19 protein-coding genes are annotated in these 16251 nt (G+C 72.1%); 9 read left to right on the top strand and 10 right to left on the bottom strand.

The genetic code is table 11. The features are described from left to right. Positions 1-248: 248 nt before the first annotated feature. The gene (locus ACFVYS_RS04970; protein WP_389498909.1) at positions 249-452 is read right to left on the bottom strand and encodes a ferredoxin; all 204 of its coding nucleotides are present in this window, start codon (positions 450-452) and stop codon (positions 249-251) included. Next, the gene (locus ACFVYS_RS04975) at positions 449-1732 is read right to left on the bottom strand and encodes a cytochrome P450 (RefSeq protein ID WP_389499105.1); all 1284 of its coding nucleotides are present in this window, start codon (positions 1730-1732) and stop codon (positions 449-451) included. The genes ACFVYS_RS04970 and ACFVYS_RS04975 overlap by 4 nt, the downstream gene beginning before the upstream one ends. 355 nt (positions 1733-2087) lie before the next feature. On the opposite strand from ACFVYS_RS04975, the gene ACFVYS_RS04980 reads away from it, so the two are divergent. Together ACFVYS_RS04980 and ACFVYS_RS04985 are read left to right on the top strand one after the other, a co-directional pair. Further along, positions 2088-2711, top strand: a complete 624-nt coding sequence (locus ACFVYS_RS04980; protein ID WP_389498911.1) for a LysE/ArgO family amino acid transporter — start codon at positions 2088-2090, stop codon at positions 2709-2711. A gap of 107 nt (positions 2712-2818) precedes the next feature. Then, positions 2819-3268 carry a nitroreductase family deazaflavin-dependent oxidoreductase gene (locus tag ACFVYS_RS04985; RefSeq protein ID WP_389498913.1) on the top strand — a complete coding sequence of 150 codons (450 nt, stop codon included), beginning with the start codon at positions 2819-2821 and terminating at the stop codon, positions 3266-3268. A 131-nt stretch (positions 3269-3399) separates the two neighbouring features. Here ACFVYS_RS04985 and ACFVYS_RS04990 read toward each other — a convergent pair whose 3' ends face one another. Continuing rightward, the gene (locus tag ACFVYS_RS04990; protein ID WP_389499107.1) at positions 3400-4317 is read right to left on the bottom strand and encodes a cation diffusion facilitator family transporter; all 918 of its coding nucleotides are present in this window, start codon (positions 4315-4317) and stop codon (positions 3400-3402) included. A 298-nt stretch (positions 4318-4615) separates the two neighbouring features. Between ACFVYS_RS04990 and ACFVYS_RS04995 the strand changes: the two genes are divergently transcribed. Both ACFVYS_RS04995 and ACFVYS_RS05000 read left to right on the top strand, forming a co-directional pair. Then, on the top strand, positions 4616-5635 hold the full coding sequence (locus tag ACFVYS_RS04995; protein WP_389498915.1) for a glutathione S-transferase family protein: 1020 nt from the start codon (positions 4616-4618) through the stop codon (positions 5633-5635). A gap of 42 nt (positions 5636-5677) precedes the next feature. Continuing rightward, positions 5678-5974, top strand: coding sequence for a DUF4235 domain-containing protein (locus ACFVYS_RS05000; RefSeq protein WP_389498917.1), 297 nt, complete (start codon positions 5678-5680; stop codon positions 5972-5974). 141 nt (positions 5975-6115) lie between these two features. Here the strand turns inward: ACFVYS_RS05000 and ACFVYS_RS05005 are convergent, their stop codons facing one another. Both ACFVYS_RS05005 and ACFVYS_RS05010 read right to left on the bottom strand, forming a co-directional pair. Next, positions 6116-6508, bottom strand: a complete 393-nt coding sequence (locus tag ACFVYS_RS05005; RefSeq protein WP_389498919.1) for a VOC family protein — start codon at positions 6506-6508, stop codon at positions 6116-6118. A 74-nt stretch (positions 6509-6582) separates the two neighbouring features. Next, complete coding sequence (locus ACFVYS_RS05010) at positions 6583-7047, bottom strand: pyridoxamine 5'-phosphate oxidase family protein (RefSeq protein WP_389498921.1); 465 nt, start codon at positions 7045-7047, stop codon at positions 6583-6585. 132 nt (positions 7048-7179) lie between these two features. On the opposite strand from ACFVYS_RS05010, the gene ACFVYS_RS05015 reads away from it, so the two are divergent. Continuing rightward, complete coding sequence (locus ACFVYS_RS05015) at positions 7180-7542, top strand: DUF1304 domain-containing protein (RefSeq protein ID WP_389499109.1); 363 nt, start codon at positions 7180-7182, stop codon at positions 7540-7542. Beyond that, positions 7539-8102, top strand: coding sequence for a TetR/AcrR family transcriptional regulator (locus ACFVYS_RS05020; protein ID WP_389498923.1), 564 nt, complete (start codon positions 7539-7541; stop codon positions 8100-8102). The genes ACFVYS_RS05015 and ACFVYS_RS05020 overlap by 4 nt, the downstream gene beginning before the upstream one ends. A gap of 7 nt (positions 8103-8109) precedes the next feature. On the opposite strand, the gene ACFVYS_RS05025 is transcribed toward ACFVYS_RS05020, so the two are convergent. Beyond that, entirely contained in the window at positions 8110-8964 is an 855-nt protein-coding gene (locus tag ACFVYS_RS05025; protein ID WP_389498925.1) for a hypothetical protein, read from the bottom strand. A gap of 73 nt (positions 8965-9037) precedes the next feature. Continuing rightward, positions 9038-9994 carry a GlxA family transcriptional regulator gene (locus ACFVYS_RS05030; protein WP_389498927.1) on the bottom strand — a complete coding sequence of 319 codons (957 nt, stop codon included), beginning with the start codon at positions 9992-9994 and terminating at the stop codon, positions 9038-9040. Positions 9995-10065: 71 nt separating this feature from the next. On the opposite strand from ACFVYS_RS05030, the gene ACFVYS_RS05035 reads away from it, so the two are divergent. Beyond that, positions 10066-11016, top strand: a complete 951-nt coding sequence (locus tag ACFVYS_RS05035) for an NADP-dependent oxidoreductase (protein ID WP_389498929.1) — start codon at positions 10066-10068, stop codon at positions 11014-11016. A 4-nt stretch (positions 11017-11020) separates the two neighbouring features. Here ACFVYS_RS05035 and ACFVYS_RS05040 read toward each other — a convergent pair whose 3' ends face one another. Both ACFVYS_RS05040 and ACFVYS_RS05045 read right to left on the bottom strand, forming a co-directional pair. After that, positions 11021-12127 carry an NAD(P)-dependent alcohol dehydrogenase gene (locus ACFVYS_RS05040; RefSeq protein ID WP_389498931.1) on the bottom strand — a complete coding sequence of 369 codons (1107 nt, stop codon included), beginning with the start codon at positions 12125-12127 and terminating at the stop codon, positions 11021-11023. Positions 12128-12157: 30 nt separating this feature from the next. Next, a complete protein-coding gene (locus ACFVYS_RS05045; protein ID WP_389498933.1) occupies positions 12158-13612 on the bottom strand; it encodes an aldehyde dehydrogenase family protein in 1455 nt (484 codons plus the stop codon). Between the two features lie 104 nt (positions 13613-13716). Between ACFVYS_RS05045 and ACFVYS_RS05050 the strand changes: the two genes are divergently transcribed. Then, positions 13717-14181, top strand: coding sequence for a MarR family winged helix-turn-helix transcriptional regulator (locus ACFVYS_RS05050; RefSeq protein ID WP_389498935.1), 465 nt, complete (start codon positions 13717-13719; stop codon positions 14179-14181). A gap of 186 nt (positions 14182-14367) precedes the next feature. Next, the gene (locus tag ACFVYS_RS05055; RefSeq protein ID WP_082412745.1) at positions 14368-14775 is read left to right on the top strand and encodes an anti-sigma factor antagonist; all 408 of its coding nucleotides are present in this window, start codon (positions 14368-14370) and stop codon (positions 14773-14775) included. Positions 14776-14928: 153 nt separating this feature from the next. On the opposite strand, the gene ACFVYS_RS05060 is transcribed toward ACFVYS_RS05055, so the two are convergent. Then, entirely contained in the window at positions 14929-15882 is a 954-nt protein-coding gene (locus ACFVYS_RS05060) for a ribose-phosphate diphosphokinase (protein WP_389498937.1), read from the bottom strand. Positions 15883-16251: the final 369 nt, after the last annotated feature.

The raw sequence follows: 16251 nt of genomic DNA on the forward strand, positions 1-16251 counted from the left end.
TGGGCCTCCGCGAGGTGAGCCGACCCCCGATCGACAACCCCCCGCCCCCACCCGCCCCCACCCCTTCCATCGTCCGTCTCGGGTTGCGTTCCCGCATCCCAGGAGGTACACGAATGCCGTTCAACACAGGACAGTTGAAGGGGATACGGGATACGGGATACGGGATACGGGGTGCGGGCTACAGGGCGAGGGATACGGGGTGCGGACGCGGTCGGCCGCGCGGTCGCCGCGCTCCGTGCCCCCGGGCCTCATCCGGCCGAATCGGACACCTTGATCGCGCCGACCGGGCAGGCCCGCGCGGCCTCCCGGACCATGGGGTCACCGCCGCCGTCCTCCCGGCCGGGCAGCAGGGCGCTGAAGCCGTCGTCGTCCTGGGTGAAGACGCCCGGGGCGGCCAGCGCGCACTGACCGGCGCCGATACAGACGTCCGTGGCGATGTGAATGTCCGTCACGGGGCCCCTCCCCAGGTCACGGGGAGTTCCAGCATCCCCTGGATGGTGTCGCCGGGCTTCCAGCGGACCTCGTCGGCGGGCACGGCCAACCGCAGGCCGGGAAGCCGCTCCAAGAGGGTGCCCAGGGCGATCTCCAGCTCCGCGCGGGCCAGGTTCTGGCCGAGGCACTGGTGGATGCCGAACCCGAACGCCACATGGTGGCGGGCGGAGCGGTGCCAGTCGAGGGTGTCGGGTGCCGGGTAGGCGCCCTCGTCCCGGTTGATCACGGACGTCGCGAAGACCACGCCCTCCCCCGCGCGGATCGTCGTCCCGGCCACCTCGATGTCCTCGGTGGCCTGCCGCAGCAGCCCGTCCGCGATGGACAGCAGCCGCATCAGCTCCTCGACGGCCGCCGGCAGCCGCGACGGCTCGGCGCGCAGTTCGGCCAGCCGCTCGGGGTGCCGGAGCAGGGTGTAGGTGCCCAGCGAGATCATGTTGGCGGTCGTCTCGTGGCCCGCGACCAGCAGGATCGTGGCCAGCGCGATCGCCTCCTCCCGGTCCACGGTGCCCGCGCGCACCTGCTCGTGGACCAGGGCGTCGAGGACGCCGTCGCCGGACGGCTCCGCCAGCTTCCGGTCGATCAGCGCGCCGAGGTAGGCGTCGAGCCGGTCGCGCGCCACGCGCACCTCCTCCGGCACCCGGCTGCGCAGCAGCCGTCGCGACTGCTCCTCGAAGAACTCGTGGTCGGCGTACGGTACGCCGAGCAGTTCGCAGATCACCGTGGACGGCACGGGCAGCGCGAAGGCGGTCACGAGTTCCGCGGGCGGCCCCTGCGCGAGCATCGCGTCGATGCGCTCGTCGACGATCCGCTGGATGGCCGGGCGCAGGGCGGTGGCGCGTTTGAGGGTGAAGTTCGCGACCAGCAGGCGGCGCTGGACGTGGTGCTCGGGGTCGTCGACGTTGAGCAGCGCCGTCCGGCGGTCGCGCAGCGCCTTGAAGCGCGGCGAGGTCGCCGGGTAGCCGGGGCGGGTGCGGTCGGTCGACAGGCGGGGGTCGGCGAGCAGGTCGCGGGCCGCCTCGTGCCCGGTGACCAGCCAGGCGACCCGGCCGTCGTAGAGGGTGACGCGGGCCAGCGGACGGGAGTCCCGCAGGGGGTCGTAGGCGGCGGGCGGCTGATAGGGGCAGGTGCGGTCCTGGGGGAAGGCGACAGGAGCCGGCCCGCGCCTCACATCCGTCAGGCCCGTCGCGTCCGTCACGTCCGCCGCATCCGTCAGGCCCGTCGCGTCCGTCGCGTTCTTCATGCCCGTGGTGCCTGTCGCGTTCCTCAGGCCCCTGGTGTCCGTCGTGTCCGTCATGGGTGACCTCGCAGACGAAGAGTGCGTCCTGCCGATCTTCATTAGATGCCCCGGGCACCTATAGGGCGACGCAGAGTTCAGCCAGATCGACCAATGGGACGATTCGGCCGGAACCCTTCGCTCCGAAAGCGCCACTCTTGGGGCGGCGGCGGGAAAACCGATTGCCGTCGCCCCGCCTTCACCCGCAGGATCCGGCCATGTCCACTTTCGACGCCCTCCTGCCGCTGACGTCCGCCACCGCCCTTCCGGCGCGCGGCCGACAGCAGCCCGGCCGTCCCCGGAGGCGCGATACCGCGCGACCGTGACGGCGGCGCTCGTCGCGGGCCTGGTCGCGGGCTACGGCATCGCCGTACCCGTGGGCGCGGTCGCGACCTACCTCGTCTCCCTCACCGCCCGCACCTCCCTGCGCACCGGTGTGTGCGCCGCGCTCGGCGTCGCCCTCGCGGACGGCCTCTACGCCCTGGTCGCCACGGTCGGGGGCGCCGCCGTCGCCGCCGTACTGCGGCCGGTGCTGACGCCGCTGCGCTGGGCTTCGGCGCTGGTCCTGCTGGGGCTGGCGGCACGCGGCGCGGTGACGGCCGTACGCCGGTGCCGGGCCCGGCGGCTCAGCACCCGGTCCGCGCCCCCACCGCCGAGCCCGGCCCGGGCCTGTCTGAGCCTGTTCGGCATCACCCTCCTCAACCCGACGACCGTGATCTACTTCGCCGCCCTGGTCCTCGGAACCGGCACCACCGCGTCCGTACGGCCCCTGGAACAGGGCGTGTTCGTACTGGCGGCCTTTCTCGCGTCGGCGAGCTGGCAGGTGTCGCTCGCCGGCGGCGGCGCGCTGCTGGGCCGCGTGCTGACCGGGCACCGGGGACGGCTGGTGACGGCGCTCGTGTCTAGCGGGGTGATGACGGTGCTGGCCGTGCGGATGGTGATCTAGGAGGCCCCGGGACGGATGAATCTCGCGGTCACCGGTGTTGAATCGGGTTGCGAGTCGGACGGACGTGACGCGAGCGACGCGGCGCGATGACGAAGGGGACGGATGCCATGCCTCTCGAAGGCGAGTACGAAGCCAGCCCGACGCAGTGGGTGCGCGAACAGGTGGAGCAGTACGAGCGCTCCGGCGGCACCGAGGGGACGACGCTGCGGGACACGGGACTGCCCGTCATCCTGCTGACGACCCGCGGCGCGAAGAGCGGGAAGCTCCGCAAGACGCCGCTGATGCGGGTCGAGCACGACGGCCGGTACGCCCTGGTCGCCTCACAGGGCGGGGCGCCCAAGCACCCGGTCTGGTACCACAACCTCAAGGCCGACACCCAGGTGGAGCTCCAGGACGGCCCCCTGAAGCAGGACATGACGGCCCGTGAGGTCACCGGCACGGAGAAGGCCGAATGGTGGGAACGCGCCGTCGCCGCGTATCCGCCGTACGCGGACTACCAGAAGAAGACCGACCGGGAGATCCCGGTGTTCGTCGTGGAGCCCGCCGCCGGCAGCTGAGGCGGCCTCCGCCCGGGCGCGGAAGGTGTCTCCCGGACGCCGTTCCAGCGATCCTCGAGGGCTCCTCGACGACGGCGTAGAAAAATCTGTCACGGATACGCATGACGGTGCTCCCACCGGGCACCCGACTGTCAGGCCCCGCCGCGCTCCCCCGTCGCGGCGGGGCTTTCCGCTGCCTCGCGCGCCGCGCGGTCGGTCACATCGAGGAAGATCTGGTCCGCCTCGGGCACCGTCGCCGCGATCGAGCGCTTGATGCGTACGGCGATCTCCTCGACCCGCTCGCTGTCCAGGCCCGGCATCAGGTCGACGCGGGCCGCCACCAGCGCCGCGTCGAGGCCCATCTTCATCGTGAACAGCGCTTCCACGCTGTCGATCTCGGGCTGGGCGTCGAGCAGCGCGCGGATCCGCGCCCCGGTCTCCGGGTCGGCGGCCTCGCCGATGAGCTGGTCGCGGGCCTCGCGCCCCAGTCGGTAGGCGACGTAGACGAGCAGCGCCCCGATCGCCAGCGAGGCGGAGGCCTCCCACACGACCTGCCCGGTCACCATGTGCAGGACCATGCCGATCGCGGCCAGGGTGACGCCGAGCACGGCGGTGCCGTCCTCGGCGACGACCGTGCGCAGAGCCGGGTCGCGCATACCCGCGACCCCGCCGCCCTGCTTGTGCACCTGGTGCAGGGCCCGCAGCAGTGAGACGCCCTCGGCGAGGAACGCGACGCCGAGCACGACCAGGCCCACCACATAGCCGCTGAGCTCTTCGTCGACGCCGGACCGCAGGGCCTCGATGCCCTGGAAGAAGGAGAAGCAGCCGCCCATGACGAAGATCCCCACGGCGGCCAGCAGCGACCAGAAGAAGCGTTCCTTGCCGTAGCCGAAGGGGTGCCGGGCGTCGGCCGGGCGTCGGCTGCGGCGCAGTGCGGCGAGGAGGAAGACCTCGTTCAGACTGTCGGCCACGGAGTGCGCCGCTTCCGACAGCAGCGCGGGCGAGCCCGCGAACAGACCGCCCACCGCCTTGGCGACGGCGATCACCAGGTTGGCGGCGAGGGCCACCAGGACGGTGACGCGGGTCTTGCGGTCGGCGGCCGACTCGCCGGTGCCGTCTCCCCTCCCCCGCGCCTTCTCCTCGGCCGCCCGTCCGGCGTTCGTTTCGGTGTTCCGTTCGTCGGTGCGTTCGGCGGTCTGTTCGGCGGTCTGTGCGGTCTGGCGCTCTGAAGATGTCCCTGTCACCTTCGCCGAATGCCCGGGCAGGTCGGGCTCATACCGTGCCGTCGGCGGAAATCGGGGAACGCGTTCAGCAGGACATGCACGCACAGGACAGGCACGAGAGCACGTGACGCCAGCGGGAGGAACCATGAGCGGCGGGGGCGACGGCAACAGCGCGTACGGCCACAAGGCGTTCCAGCGGTCGAAAAGTCACTTCACCGACCGGATCACCGCGGACGGCCGGGACGGCTGGCCCGTGACGGCGGGCCGTTACCGCCTGGTGGTCAGCCGTGCCTGCCCGTGGGCGAGCCGGGCGGTGATCTCCCGGCGTCTCCTCGGCCTGGAGGACGCGCTGCCGATGGCGATCGCCGACCCCATCCAGGACGACCGCAGCTGGCGTTTCACCCTCGATCCGGACGGCCGCGACCCGGTCCTCGGCATCCGCTTTCTCAGCGAGGCGTACGACCGCCGGGAGCGCGACCACGGGGACGGCGTCAGCGTGCCGGCGATCGTGGACGTGCCCAGCGGCGAGCTGGTGACGAACGACTACCAGCAGCTCACCCTGGACCTCGCCACCGAGTGGACGGCGCTGCACCGTCCGGGTGCCCCCGACCTCTACCCCGACGAGCTGCGCGACGAGATCGACACGGTCATGGCCGACGTCTACGAGGACGTCAACAACGGGGTGTACCGGGCGGGTTTCGCCAGTGAGCAGGGCGAGTACGACCAGGCGTGCGCGGGGGTGTTCCGGCGGCTGGAGCTGCTGGCGTCCCGACTGGCCCGGCAGCGCTACCTGGTGGGGGACACGATCACCGAGGCGGACATCCGGCTGTTCACCACACTGGTGCGTTTCGACGCCGTCTATCACGGCCACTTCAAGTGCAACCGCTGGAAGCTGACGGAGAATCCGGTCCTGTGGGCGTACGTCCGGGATCTGTTCCAGACGCCCGGCTTCGGCGACACGGTCGACTTCGATCACATCAAGCGGCACTACTACCGGGTGCACACCGGCATCAACCCGACCCGGATCGTCCCCCTCGGCCCGGATCTGGCCGACTGGCATGCGTCCCACCACCGCGAGGAACTCGGCGGCCGTCCGTTCGGCACCGGGACACCGCCCGGTCCGGTCCGCGTCGACGAAGAGGTTCCGGCGCGGGGACGACCCTGAGACCCCCATCCACGCAGCACCGAAAGAAGGAGTGAGACACCCGTGGTCAAGAAGAAGAAGCTCCCCCTTGCGTACAAGCCCGTCGGATTCGTGCTCGGCTGGGCGAGCGGCGCCCTGGCGGGAGCCGCGTTCCGCAAGGCGTGGAAGGCGATACGACACGAGGACAACGCTCCGGACGCCCTGGACCGGGACCGCGGCTGGGGCGAGATCCTGCTGGCCGCGGCGGTCCAGGGCGCGATCTTCGCGGCGGTCCGCAGCGCCGCGGACCGCACCGGCGCCAAGGCGATCGAACGGTCCACGGGCGTGTGGCCGGCCCAGGACAAGGGCGGCCGGGACTGAGCGGTCCGCCCGGGAGCGGCTGCGGTCGGCAGTGGATCCACGGCGTCCTTCCGGGCTCCGCGGGAACATCGCCGGCCCGACCGCGGCCCGGCCCTCTCCGGCGTCGTCCGGGTGAGGGCCGGGCCGCTCCCGTGTCCGGCTTCAGCCCTGCTTCGGTGCCGTGGAAGGCTCGAGGCGGATGGTGAAGGAATGGCCGGACGGGTCGGAATAGCCGCGCTCCTCGTGCGGGCCGGGGGCACCCTTGGTCTCCAGGGGGCGGCCTCCCAGGCCCACGACCCTGCGTTCCACCTCGTCGAGATCGTCGACGAGGAAGTCCAGGTGGGCCTGAAAGGAGTTCTCGGGGCGGGGCCAGCTCGGCGGGGTCGCGTTCACGTCGCGCCGGAAGGCCAGTCGGGTTCCGTCGGTGCCCCTGATCTCGATGCGGTTGGCGGACGCGACGATCTCCTCGGCGTCCAGCAGCTCCTTGTAGAACTCGGCGAGCTTCTCGGGCTCGGCACAGTCGAGCACCATGACGCCCGCTTTCACCAATGTCATGTCGTCGTCTCCTCCGCGAGATCCGGACCGGGGCGGGCGAGTCCCGCCCCCCGGACCTTGCGGATACCCCGGTTTCAGTCGGCCACCAGCCACGCGCCGTCCCGCATCAGCTCCCGCCCCTGGATCTCATCGGCCGTCCGCCAGGCCTGGATCCGGTCGGGGAGGACGCGGAAGTACAGGTAGGGCGCGGCCAGTTCGCGCGGGTCGAAGCCGGTCTTGCCCGCGAAGATCTCGGCGTCCTCCTCCGGCAGTTCTACCGGCGGCACGGCCGCGGCGGTGCCCTCGATCATCACGACGTCCTGGGTCGGGCCGACGGCGATCCGCGCGACGCCGGTGGCCAGCAGGTTGCGGCCGGTGGGGCTGGTGGCGGGCGTGGCGAAGAGCAGGGTCGCGCCGTCCCAGACGAAGGAGAGGGGGACCAGATAGGGGGCCGAGCCGCCCTCGGCGGCCGTGGCGACCCACGCGTCGACGTCGTGTTCCAGCCGGTGGAGGGTGTCGAGCTTGCGCTGCTTCGCGGGGCGTGCGGGTGCTGGCGTCATGGTTCCAGTCTGACCGCCGCCCGTTTCGCACCGAGTGCCCCACGCCGGGGAGCACGCTTCCCGCCGGCGACTGGACTTCCTGGACAGGTGTCCCGTTATAGTGGACACCTGTCCAAGAAACTGAGGGAGACCATGGAGATCCTGGCGAACGTGCTGGTCGTTCTGGTGGCCGCGCTGCATGTCTACATCCTGGTGATGGAGATGTTCCTGTGGCAGAAGAAGCCGGGGATGTCGTTCCACGGCCTCGATGCGGAGATGGCGCAGCGGACCGCCGCCCTGGCCGCCAACCAGGGGCTCTACAACGGTTTCCTCGCGGCGGGCCTGGTGTGGGGGCTGATCGCGGCCGACCCGACCGGCTTCCGGGCGCAGGTGTTCTTCCTGTCCTGTGTGATCGTGGCCGGCGTGTACGGCGCGGCCACGGCGAACCGCCGGATCCTGGTCGCGCAGGCCCTGCCCGGTGCGCTCGCCCTGGCCGCCGTCCTGATCGCGCAGTGACCCGCGGCGAGCCCGAGGACCCGCGCGCGGCCCGCACCCGGGCGCGGCTGCGTTCGGCCCTGCTGGAGGAATGCGCCGAGCGGCCGCTCGAGGAGGTCGGCGTCGCCGCGCTGGTACGACGGGCGGGGGTCGGCCGGGCCACCTTCTACGTGCACTATCCCGACCTGGAGGCGCTCGCGGTCGACGCCTGCGCGGACGTCGTCCGCGAGGCCGTGGAGGCGCTGCACTCCTGGCAGGGGCGGCCCGATCCGGTACGGGCGCCGGCCGCGCTGCCGGAGTTCTTCGGTTCCCTGACGCCGCACGCCGCGCTGTACCGCACCCTGCTCGCGCCGGGCGGCGGCGGGCCGCTCGGCCGCGTGCTGCACCGGGACCTGCGGGCCTACAGCCTGCGGGAACGGGAGCGGGCGGGTGCGGCCGACGCACCCCTGGTCGCCTCGGCCGTCGCCGCGACCTTCGCGGGGGTGCTGGCGGACTGGCTGCACGGCGACCTCGAGGGCACGCCCGGCGAGATCGCCGACCAGGTGTGGCAGTTGCTGGTCGCGCTGCACGCGAGTCGCTGACCGGCGGTCACGCGCACGCCACCATCTCCTTCGCCAGGGGCCAGGCCTCGACACCGTCGGAGGTGCGGACGTACGCCGTCGAGGCGTCGTCCGTCAGCCACAACCGCCAGTCGCCGTAGCGGTACCCGGTGTCGTGGGCGTCGGCCGGCATGGCGGCGTCGCCGTCGTACGGCGAGGTCAGCAGGTCCTCGTCGATCACGCCGTCGGGGTCGCGGACGTACTGCCGGTGGTTCTCGCCCCGGCCCGTCCCCAGGAAGTGCGCCGTCTGCCAGTCGCAGTGTTCGGCACCCGGGTAGCTGCTCAGGGTCGTGGTCGCGACCCGCTCGCCGTGCCGGTCGGTCCAGATCTCCTCGTCGCCGGAGTCGGTGACGCTCGCGGGCAGTTCGGCCGGATCACAGGACGCGTGGGTCTCGGGACCCCATCCCGGCCGGTCCTTCTGGTCCCGTGCGACGATGACGGCGATCTTCGTCCGGCCGTCCACGTCGTACGAGTACAGCACCCGGTCCGCCTCCTCGCGCTCCACCCGGAAGCCGGAGCGCGGCCCGGTCGGCTCGAACAGGTCGAACCAGAGCCGCAGCCCCGCCTCCGGCGTGTCTGCGCCGTCGCTCTCGTTCCAGCCGTCCGGCCCGCCGCCCCAGGAGATCTCCCCTTCGCACTCCAGCGCCCGGCCCGCGGCGCCGGACGCGCTGCGCAGGGCCTCCGGGGTGCTCTCGTCCAGCTCCTTCGTGGCGATGTGCAGCGGACCGGCGTACGGCGTCGCCGGTGGCGTTCCCTCGACGACCACGTCCGTCTCGACCCCGGTACCGCATCCCACGGCCGCCAGTACCACCAGCAGCCCCGACGCCACGAACCGTGCGCGCATACCCGCCCCCCGTTTCCGTTCCCCGGCCGCCCGTTCGCGCCCGCTCCTGTGACGCGGCAGCGATCCGGAACGTTCAGCGGGCCGTCTGGAACGTCCTGCGGTACGCCTGGGGGGAGACGCCGATGGCCGCGTGCAGGTGCTGGCGCAGTGAGGCGCCGGTGGCGAAGCCGACCCGGCCGGCGATCTGGTCGACGGAGAGGTCGCTGGCCTCCAGCAGGTGCCGGGCGTGCACCACGCGCTGCTGGATCAGCCAGCGGCCCGGGCTGATGCCCACCTCGTCGTGGAAACGGCGGGCGAAGGTGCGCGGGCTCATCCGGGCGTGCGCGGCGAGGTCGGCGAGGGCGAGGGGCTCGTCCAGGCGTCCCATGGCCCAGGCGCGGGTGGCCGCCGTGCTCGCCGGGCCGGTCTGCGGGACGGGCTGTTCGATGTACTGCGCCTGGCCGCCGTCGCGGAACGGCGGGACCACGCAACGGCGGGCCACCTTGTTGGCGAGTTCGCTGCCGTGGTCCTTGCGGACGAGGTGCAGACAGATGTCGACCCCGGAGGCGGCGCCCGCCGAGGTCAGCACCCGGCCGTCGTCCACGAAGAGGACGTCCGGGTCGAGGTCGACCTGCGGGTACATCCGGCCGAACGCCTCGGCGACCTGCCAGTGGGTGGTGGCCCGGCGGCCGTCCAGGAGACCGGCGGCGGCGAGGACGAACGCGGCGGTGCAGATGGAGACGATGCGCGCTTCGGGGCGGATCCGGGTGAGCGCCTCGGCGACCCCGTCCGGCAGTTCGGCGGTGATCCAGTCGGACGCCACCGGGGCGACGACGACCGTGTCGGCCGTGGCCAGCGCTTCCGGGCCGTGCTGCACACCGACCGTGAAGTCGGCGTTGGTCTGGACGGGGCGGCCGTCGACCGAGCAGGTCAGGATCTCGTAGTGGCCGTCGGCCGCACCGAGGATCCGGCTGGGGATGCCGAGTTCGAAGGGGTAGACGCCGTCGAGGGCGAGGACGACCACCCGGTGCTTGCGTTGCTGTGCCTGCATGGCACGATCCTATCGAAGCTTGGCAATCTTGCCATTTCCCGGTCGGGCGCGGCCCGGCAGGCTGGTTCACCATGAGCACTGTGAACACCATGCGCGTCATCGGCCAGAACGTCCTCGGCGGTCCCGAGGTCCTGAGGGAAACGGAAGTGGAGCGGCCCGCGCCGCGTCCGAACGAGGTACTGGTCCGGGTGCGCGCCGCCGGCGTCAACCCGACCGACTGGAAGCACCGCGAGACCGGCGGGTTCCTGGGCGAGCCGCCCTTCGTCCTCGGCTGGGACCTCTCCGGGACCGTCGAGGCGGTCGGCATCGGCGTGGCGACCTTCGCCCCCGGCGACGAGGTCTTCGGCATGCTGCCGTACCCCTACGGCCACGGCTCGCACGCCGAGTACGCCATCGCCCCGGTCCGCGCCCTGTGGCACAAGCCGGCCGGGATCGACCACGTCCAGGCGGCCGCGCTGCCGCTGGTCTCGCTGACCGCCTGGCAGGCCCTGGTCGAGAACGCCGGTCTGGAGGCCGGGCAGCGGGTGCTGATCCACGCGGCCGCGGGCGGCGTGGGCCATGTCGCCGTGCAGATCGCCAAGGCGCGCGGCGCGTATGTGATCGGCACGGCCAGCGCGGGCAAGCACGACTTCCTGCGGGAGCTCGGCGTCGACGAGGTGATCGACTACCGGGAGAACGACGTCACCGAGGCCGTCAAGGACGTCGACGTGGTCCTGGACACGCTGGGCGGGGACACCTCCGTGCGGTCCCTGCGCGTGCTGCGGCCGGGCGGGACCATCGTGTCGATCCTGCCGGTGGGGTCGAACGAGTTCTACGAGGAGGCGGAGCGGCTCGGCGTGCGGGCGGTGCGGATGCTCGTGGACGCCGACCGGGCCGGGATGCGGACGATCGCCGAACTGGTCGAGACGGGGAAGCTGCGCGCCACCATCGCGGGAACGTTCGCGCTGGCCGATGCCGCCGAGGCACACACGCTCGGCGACACCGGCCGGACCACCGGCAAGCTGGTCCTGACGGTCGACTGAGCCGTCAGAACAGCAGCACGGGCTTGATGGTCCTGCCCGCGGTCATGTCCCGCACCGCCTGGTCGATGTCCGCGAACGGATAGGTGCCGATCAGGCGGTCCAGCGGGAGCCGCCCCTCCTTGACCAGCTCGACCAGGGCCGGGATGAAGGACTGCGTCTCGCTGTCGCCGAGGGTGAGCCCGACGACCCGCTTGCCGCCGAGCAGCCCGTTGACGTCCAGGGCGACCTCGCTGCCGAAGGGCGGCGCGCCCACGACGACGAGGGTGCCGCGGGCGGCGAGCGCGTCGACGCCCTGGCGCAGCACGGCCGTGTTGCCCGTGGTCTCCACGATGCCGTCGGCGCCCTGCCCGCCGGTGATCTCGGCGACCGCCTCGACCGGCGTGACCGCGCTCGCGTCGACGGTGTGCGTGGCGCCCAGCTCCTTGGCCAGCTGGAGGCGTTCGGCGACCCGGTCGACCGCGATGATCGTGGTGGCCGGGGTGAGGGCGGCCGCCATGACCGCAGACAGGCCGACGGCGCCCGCGCCGAGGACGACGATCGTGCTGCCGGTCGCCGGCTTCAGCACGTTCCAGACGGCGCCGACGCCGGTCTGGACCCCGCAGCCCAGCGGGGCGATCGACGCCAGGGGTACCCCGGGGTCGACCTTGACGAGGCTGCGCTCGTCGACCAGGGCCCGCTCGGCGAAGGAGGACTGGCCGAAGAAGTGGCCGCCGAGGGGCTCGCCGTCCCGGCTGATGGTGCTGGTGCCATCGGCGCGGCGGCCGCCGATGAGGTTCAGCGGCAGCCAGGTGGCGCAGTAGGCGGGGTGGCCGCCGTGGCAGTTGCGGCAGTCGCCGCAGGAGGTGAAGGACAGCACGACATGGTCGCCGGGCGCCACCCCCGTGACGGCCGAGCCGACCGACTCCACGACGCCCGCGCCCTCGTGGCCGAGGACTCCGGGCAGCGGGAAGGGCAGTCCGCCGCTCGCCACGCCGAGGTCGGTGTGACAGAGTCCGGCCGCCACCAGACGGACGACCGCCTCGTGCGGAGCGGGGTCGTCGAGGACGACGTCGGACAGGGTGAAGGGGGCTCCGCCGGACTCGACGACGGCGGCGCGTGTGGTGATGGACATCGGTTGGACTCCCTCTGTTTCGCGGCGCGTTCAGTCGAGCGAGACGACGACGGACTTGACCTTGGTGTACGCGTTCAGCGCCTCGGGGCCGTACTCACGGCCGAAGCCGGAGTCCTTGACGCCGCCGAAGGGGACGGCCGGGTCGAGCATCGCCCAGTCGTTCACCCAGACGATGCCTGCCTGGAGGCGGTCGGCGACGCGGTGCGCGCGGGCCAGGTTGCCGGTCTGGATGCCCGAAGCCAGGCCGTACGGCGTGGAGTTGGCCAGTGCGACGGCCTCGTCCTCGTCGTCGAAGGGCTGGACGGTGAGGACCGGTCCGAAGATCTCCTCCTGGACGACTCGGGAGTCGTTCGCGAGGTCGGCGATCACGGTGGGCTTGTAGTAGTAGCCGCCGTCGAGGTCGAGCCGCTCGCCGCCGCAGACGATGCGGGCGCCCTCCTTGCGGGCCAGCTCGACGTACTCCTCGACCTTGCGCAGGTGCTTCTCCCCGGCCATCGGGCCGACGACGGTCTCCGCCTTCCGCGGGTCGCCGACCGGCACCCCGGGCACCGCCTCGGCGAGGATGTTCAGCAGGGTGCGGTAGACCGGGCGGGCCACCAGCAGCCGCGGGCCGCCCATGCAGAACTGGCCGGTGTTGAAGACGAAACCCTTGATGACCGCGCCGACGGCCTTCTCCAGGTCGGCGTCCTCGAAGACGAGGTGTGCGGCGTTGCCGCCGAGTTCCATGGTGACCGGCTTGAGGTGCTCGCCGGCGACGCTCGCGGCGTGCCGGCCGATCGCGGTGGATCCGGTGAACGCGATCTTGTCCACGCCGGGGTGCCGCAGCAGCGCCTCGCCGGTGACCGGGCCGGCCCCGGTGACGACGTTGACCACCCCGTCGGGGACGCCGGCCCGCTGGAACAGTCCCGCCATGTACAGGGCGCTGAGCGGGGTCTCGTCGGCGGGCTTGTGGACGACCGTGTTGCCGGCGGCGAGCGCCGGGGCGATCTTCGAACCGGCCAGGATCAGCGGGAAGTTGAACGGGGTGATCGCGGCGACCACACCGAGCGGGCCGCGCTTGGTGTAGGCGAGGGCGTTCATCGGGGTGTCGCGGGTCGCGCCGTCCAGCGAGAAGGCGAGGGAGGCGAAGTACTCGTAGTCGTTCGCCGCGTTCGTGACGTCGACCGCGCGCGCCAGGGTGATCGGCTTGCCGACGTCCAGGCTCTCCAGCCGGGCGATCTCGTCGGCCTCCGCGCGGATCAGCTCCGCCACCCGGAGCAGGACCCGGCCGCGCTCCCGGCCGCTCAGTCCGGACCACGTACCGGCGTCGAAGGCCGCGCGCGCGGCCCATACGGCGGCGTCGACGTCGGCGGCGCCCGCCTCCGCGACGGTGGTGACGACCGCGCCCCGGGACGGGTCGACCACCTCGGTCCGCGCTCCGTCCACGGCCTCTAGCCACTGTCCCCCGATGAACAGTCGACCGGGGTCGATCTCGAAGGTGGTCATCACCACTCCTCAGCATCGTCGCCAAGATTTCAACAAACAGGATTCCTGTTGGTCCGCAGTCTCATTACAGACAGGTTTCCTGTCAATGGTCTACGCTCGGTCCCATGGCCGGCACCCAGACAACCAAGGCAGCGTCCGCACCTCAGCCCCACCGGACACCCCCGTCCCTGCTCTACATGGTGAAGCAGGTGGAGCTGGTCGTGCGATCCCACCTGGACGAGCTGGTCAAGCCGTCGGGGATCACGGCCCTGCAGTACACGGCGCTCACCGTGCTGGAACGGCACGACGGCCTGTCCGCCGCCCAGCTGGCCCGGGACTCCTTCGTGACCGCCCAGTCCATCGCCGACCTGGTGCGCTCCCTGGAGACGCGCGGCCTCATCCGCCGCGAACGCAATCCACGCAACCGGCGCGAGCTGCTGATCCTGCTCACCGCGGAGGGGCGCGAGCTGCTCGACCGGCACGCCGGGCCGGTGCGGGAGCTGGAGGAGCGCATGGTGCGGGAGCTCACCGCCCACCAGGCGGAGCAGTTGCGCACCGCGCTCTCCAAGGCCTGGCACGCCCTGTCGTAGCACTCTGCGCGCCCCTTCACGGCACGGCGTGCGCCCCTTCGCTCACGGCGCGAAAAAACTCCGACAGAGTCGGTTGCATTTCGAAGACATATGTCAATCGAACATGCTGGAATTCACTCGATCGGGGGTAACTTGCTGGGGCGGGGAACTGCTGTCTGCTCCCCGGCCGTTGGAGGCTCCCGACCGGTGGAGCGGGTTGGAGGCGATGTCGTCGTGCTGGAGAAACCCGCAGCGGACACCCCGCATCTGCGCGTCCGCGAGGACCGGGGGTACACCGTGCTGGAGTTCCGCGGCGAGATCGACATCGTCGCGGCCACCGAGATCACCCCGCACCTCGACGACGCGACCGGTGGCCCGGCGCCCCGGATCGTGATCGACCTGAGCCGGATCGAGTTCTTCGACTGCTCCGGGCTGCGCCTGCTGTACCGGGCCCGCCGCCGCGTCCTCGACCACGGCGGGCATCTGCACCTGGTCTGCACCCACCGGCTCACCCTGCGGATCCTGCGGGCCACGGGGCTGTACCGGCTGCTGCCGCCCGCCACGACGCTGGACGCGGCGCTGGAACAGCCCGAGGCCACCTCCGGCACGTTATGACGGCGCTCGAAGCGCTCCTCCCGACCTTCCTCCCGGTCCCGCGATCCCCCGGCCGCCCGAATCCCCGTCCCCGATTCCGGTCCCGGCGCCTGTCCCGGTCCGGGTTTCTGCGTCTGTCCCGGCCCCCGTGTCGGCCCCTGTCCCGGTCCCGGGCTATTGGCCGCGTGCCGCGTCGAACAGGGCGCTGACGGACTCACCGTTGTGAATACGGCGCACGGCCTCCGCGAGGGCGGGGGCGATGGACAGGATCCGCAGCTTGTCGGTGTGCTCCTCGGCGGGCACCGGCACGGTGTTGGTGCACACGATCTCCAGCACGTCGGGCTGCTCGCTGAGCCGCTTGAGGGCACCGGCCGCGAACAGGCCGTGCGTGCACGCCACCCGTATCGACCTCGGTTCCGACTCCCTTAGCCGGTCGAGCAGTTCCAGGACCGTGCTGCCCTTGGCGATCTCGTCGTCGAGGACGATCACGTCCCGCCCGGCCACCTCGCCGATCACCGCGCTGATACTGACCCGGTCGTCGGCGTACCGCTGTTTGGCGCCGGCCGCCACCTGGGCGCCGATCATCCGGGCGAAGGCGGCTGCCTCCTTGGCGTTGCCGAGGTCGGGCGAGACCACGGTGGTGCGGGTGAGGTCGTAGCGGCGGAAGTGGGCGGCCAGCTCCCGATGGGCGTGCAGGTGGTCCACGGGCATCGAGAAGAAGCCGTGCACCTGGGGCGAGTGCAGGGTCATGGCGAGGACCCGGTGGACACCGGCCGCCGCCATCAGGTCCGCGACCAGGCGTCCGCCCAGGGAGATGCGGGGCGCGTCCTTCTTGTCGGAGCGGGCGTAGGAGTAGTGCGGCATGACGACGGTGATCCGGCCCGCCGACGCCCCGCGGGCCGCGTCGCACATCAGCAGCAGCTCGACGAGGTGCTCCTGCACGGGCCGGACCAGGGGCTGGACCAGGAAGACGTCCCGTTCCCGGCAGTTCGCCTGGAGCTGGACCTCCAGGCAGTCGTTGGCGAACCTGCTGAGTCGGGTGGGGCTCAGGGGCACGCCGAGGTGGGCACAGACCTCGGCGGCCAGCTCGGGATGGGCACTGCCGCTGAACACGGAGATGTCTCGCACGATCGGCTCCTCGCTGATCATGTCCGGCTGGGGCGGGGAGCTCTCATGCTACGGACCGGGTCCGTTTTGCCCACCCTCAGGAGTGCGCGGGAGTCCCGCCCGGTCACTCCAAGCCACTCGGAGTCCCTCCGGCCCCGAGGAAACCCGTCGTCGCCTGCCGCGGGGCCCCGGACCGCCGCACGCGGCCAACCGGGTGGAACCGCCGGAACCGCGTGCCGGTCGCGGCAGCACAGGTCGTCGGCCCGGTGGCCGGCCGGCAGGCCACCGGGCCGACGACGCCGGCCCCTCCCCCGGCATCCCGTCGGTGACCTCGCGGCACGCACCGGCACGCTCACCTGAGCGGCAGGCCGTCCGCGCCCTCACTGTCAC

It is taken from the genome of Streptomyces sp. NPDC058295 (genome assembly GCF_042880655.1).
In the GTDB taxonomy this organism is placed as follows: Bacteria; Actinomycetota; Actinomycetes; order Streptomycetales; family Streptomycetaceae; genus Streptomyces; species Streptomyces coriariae.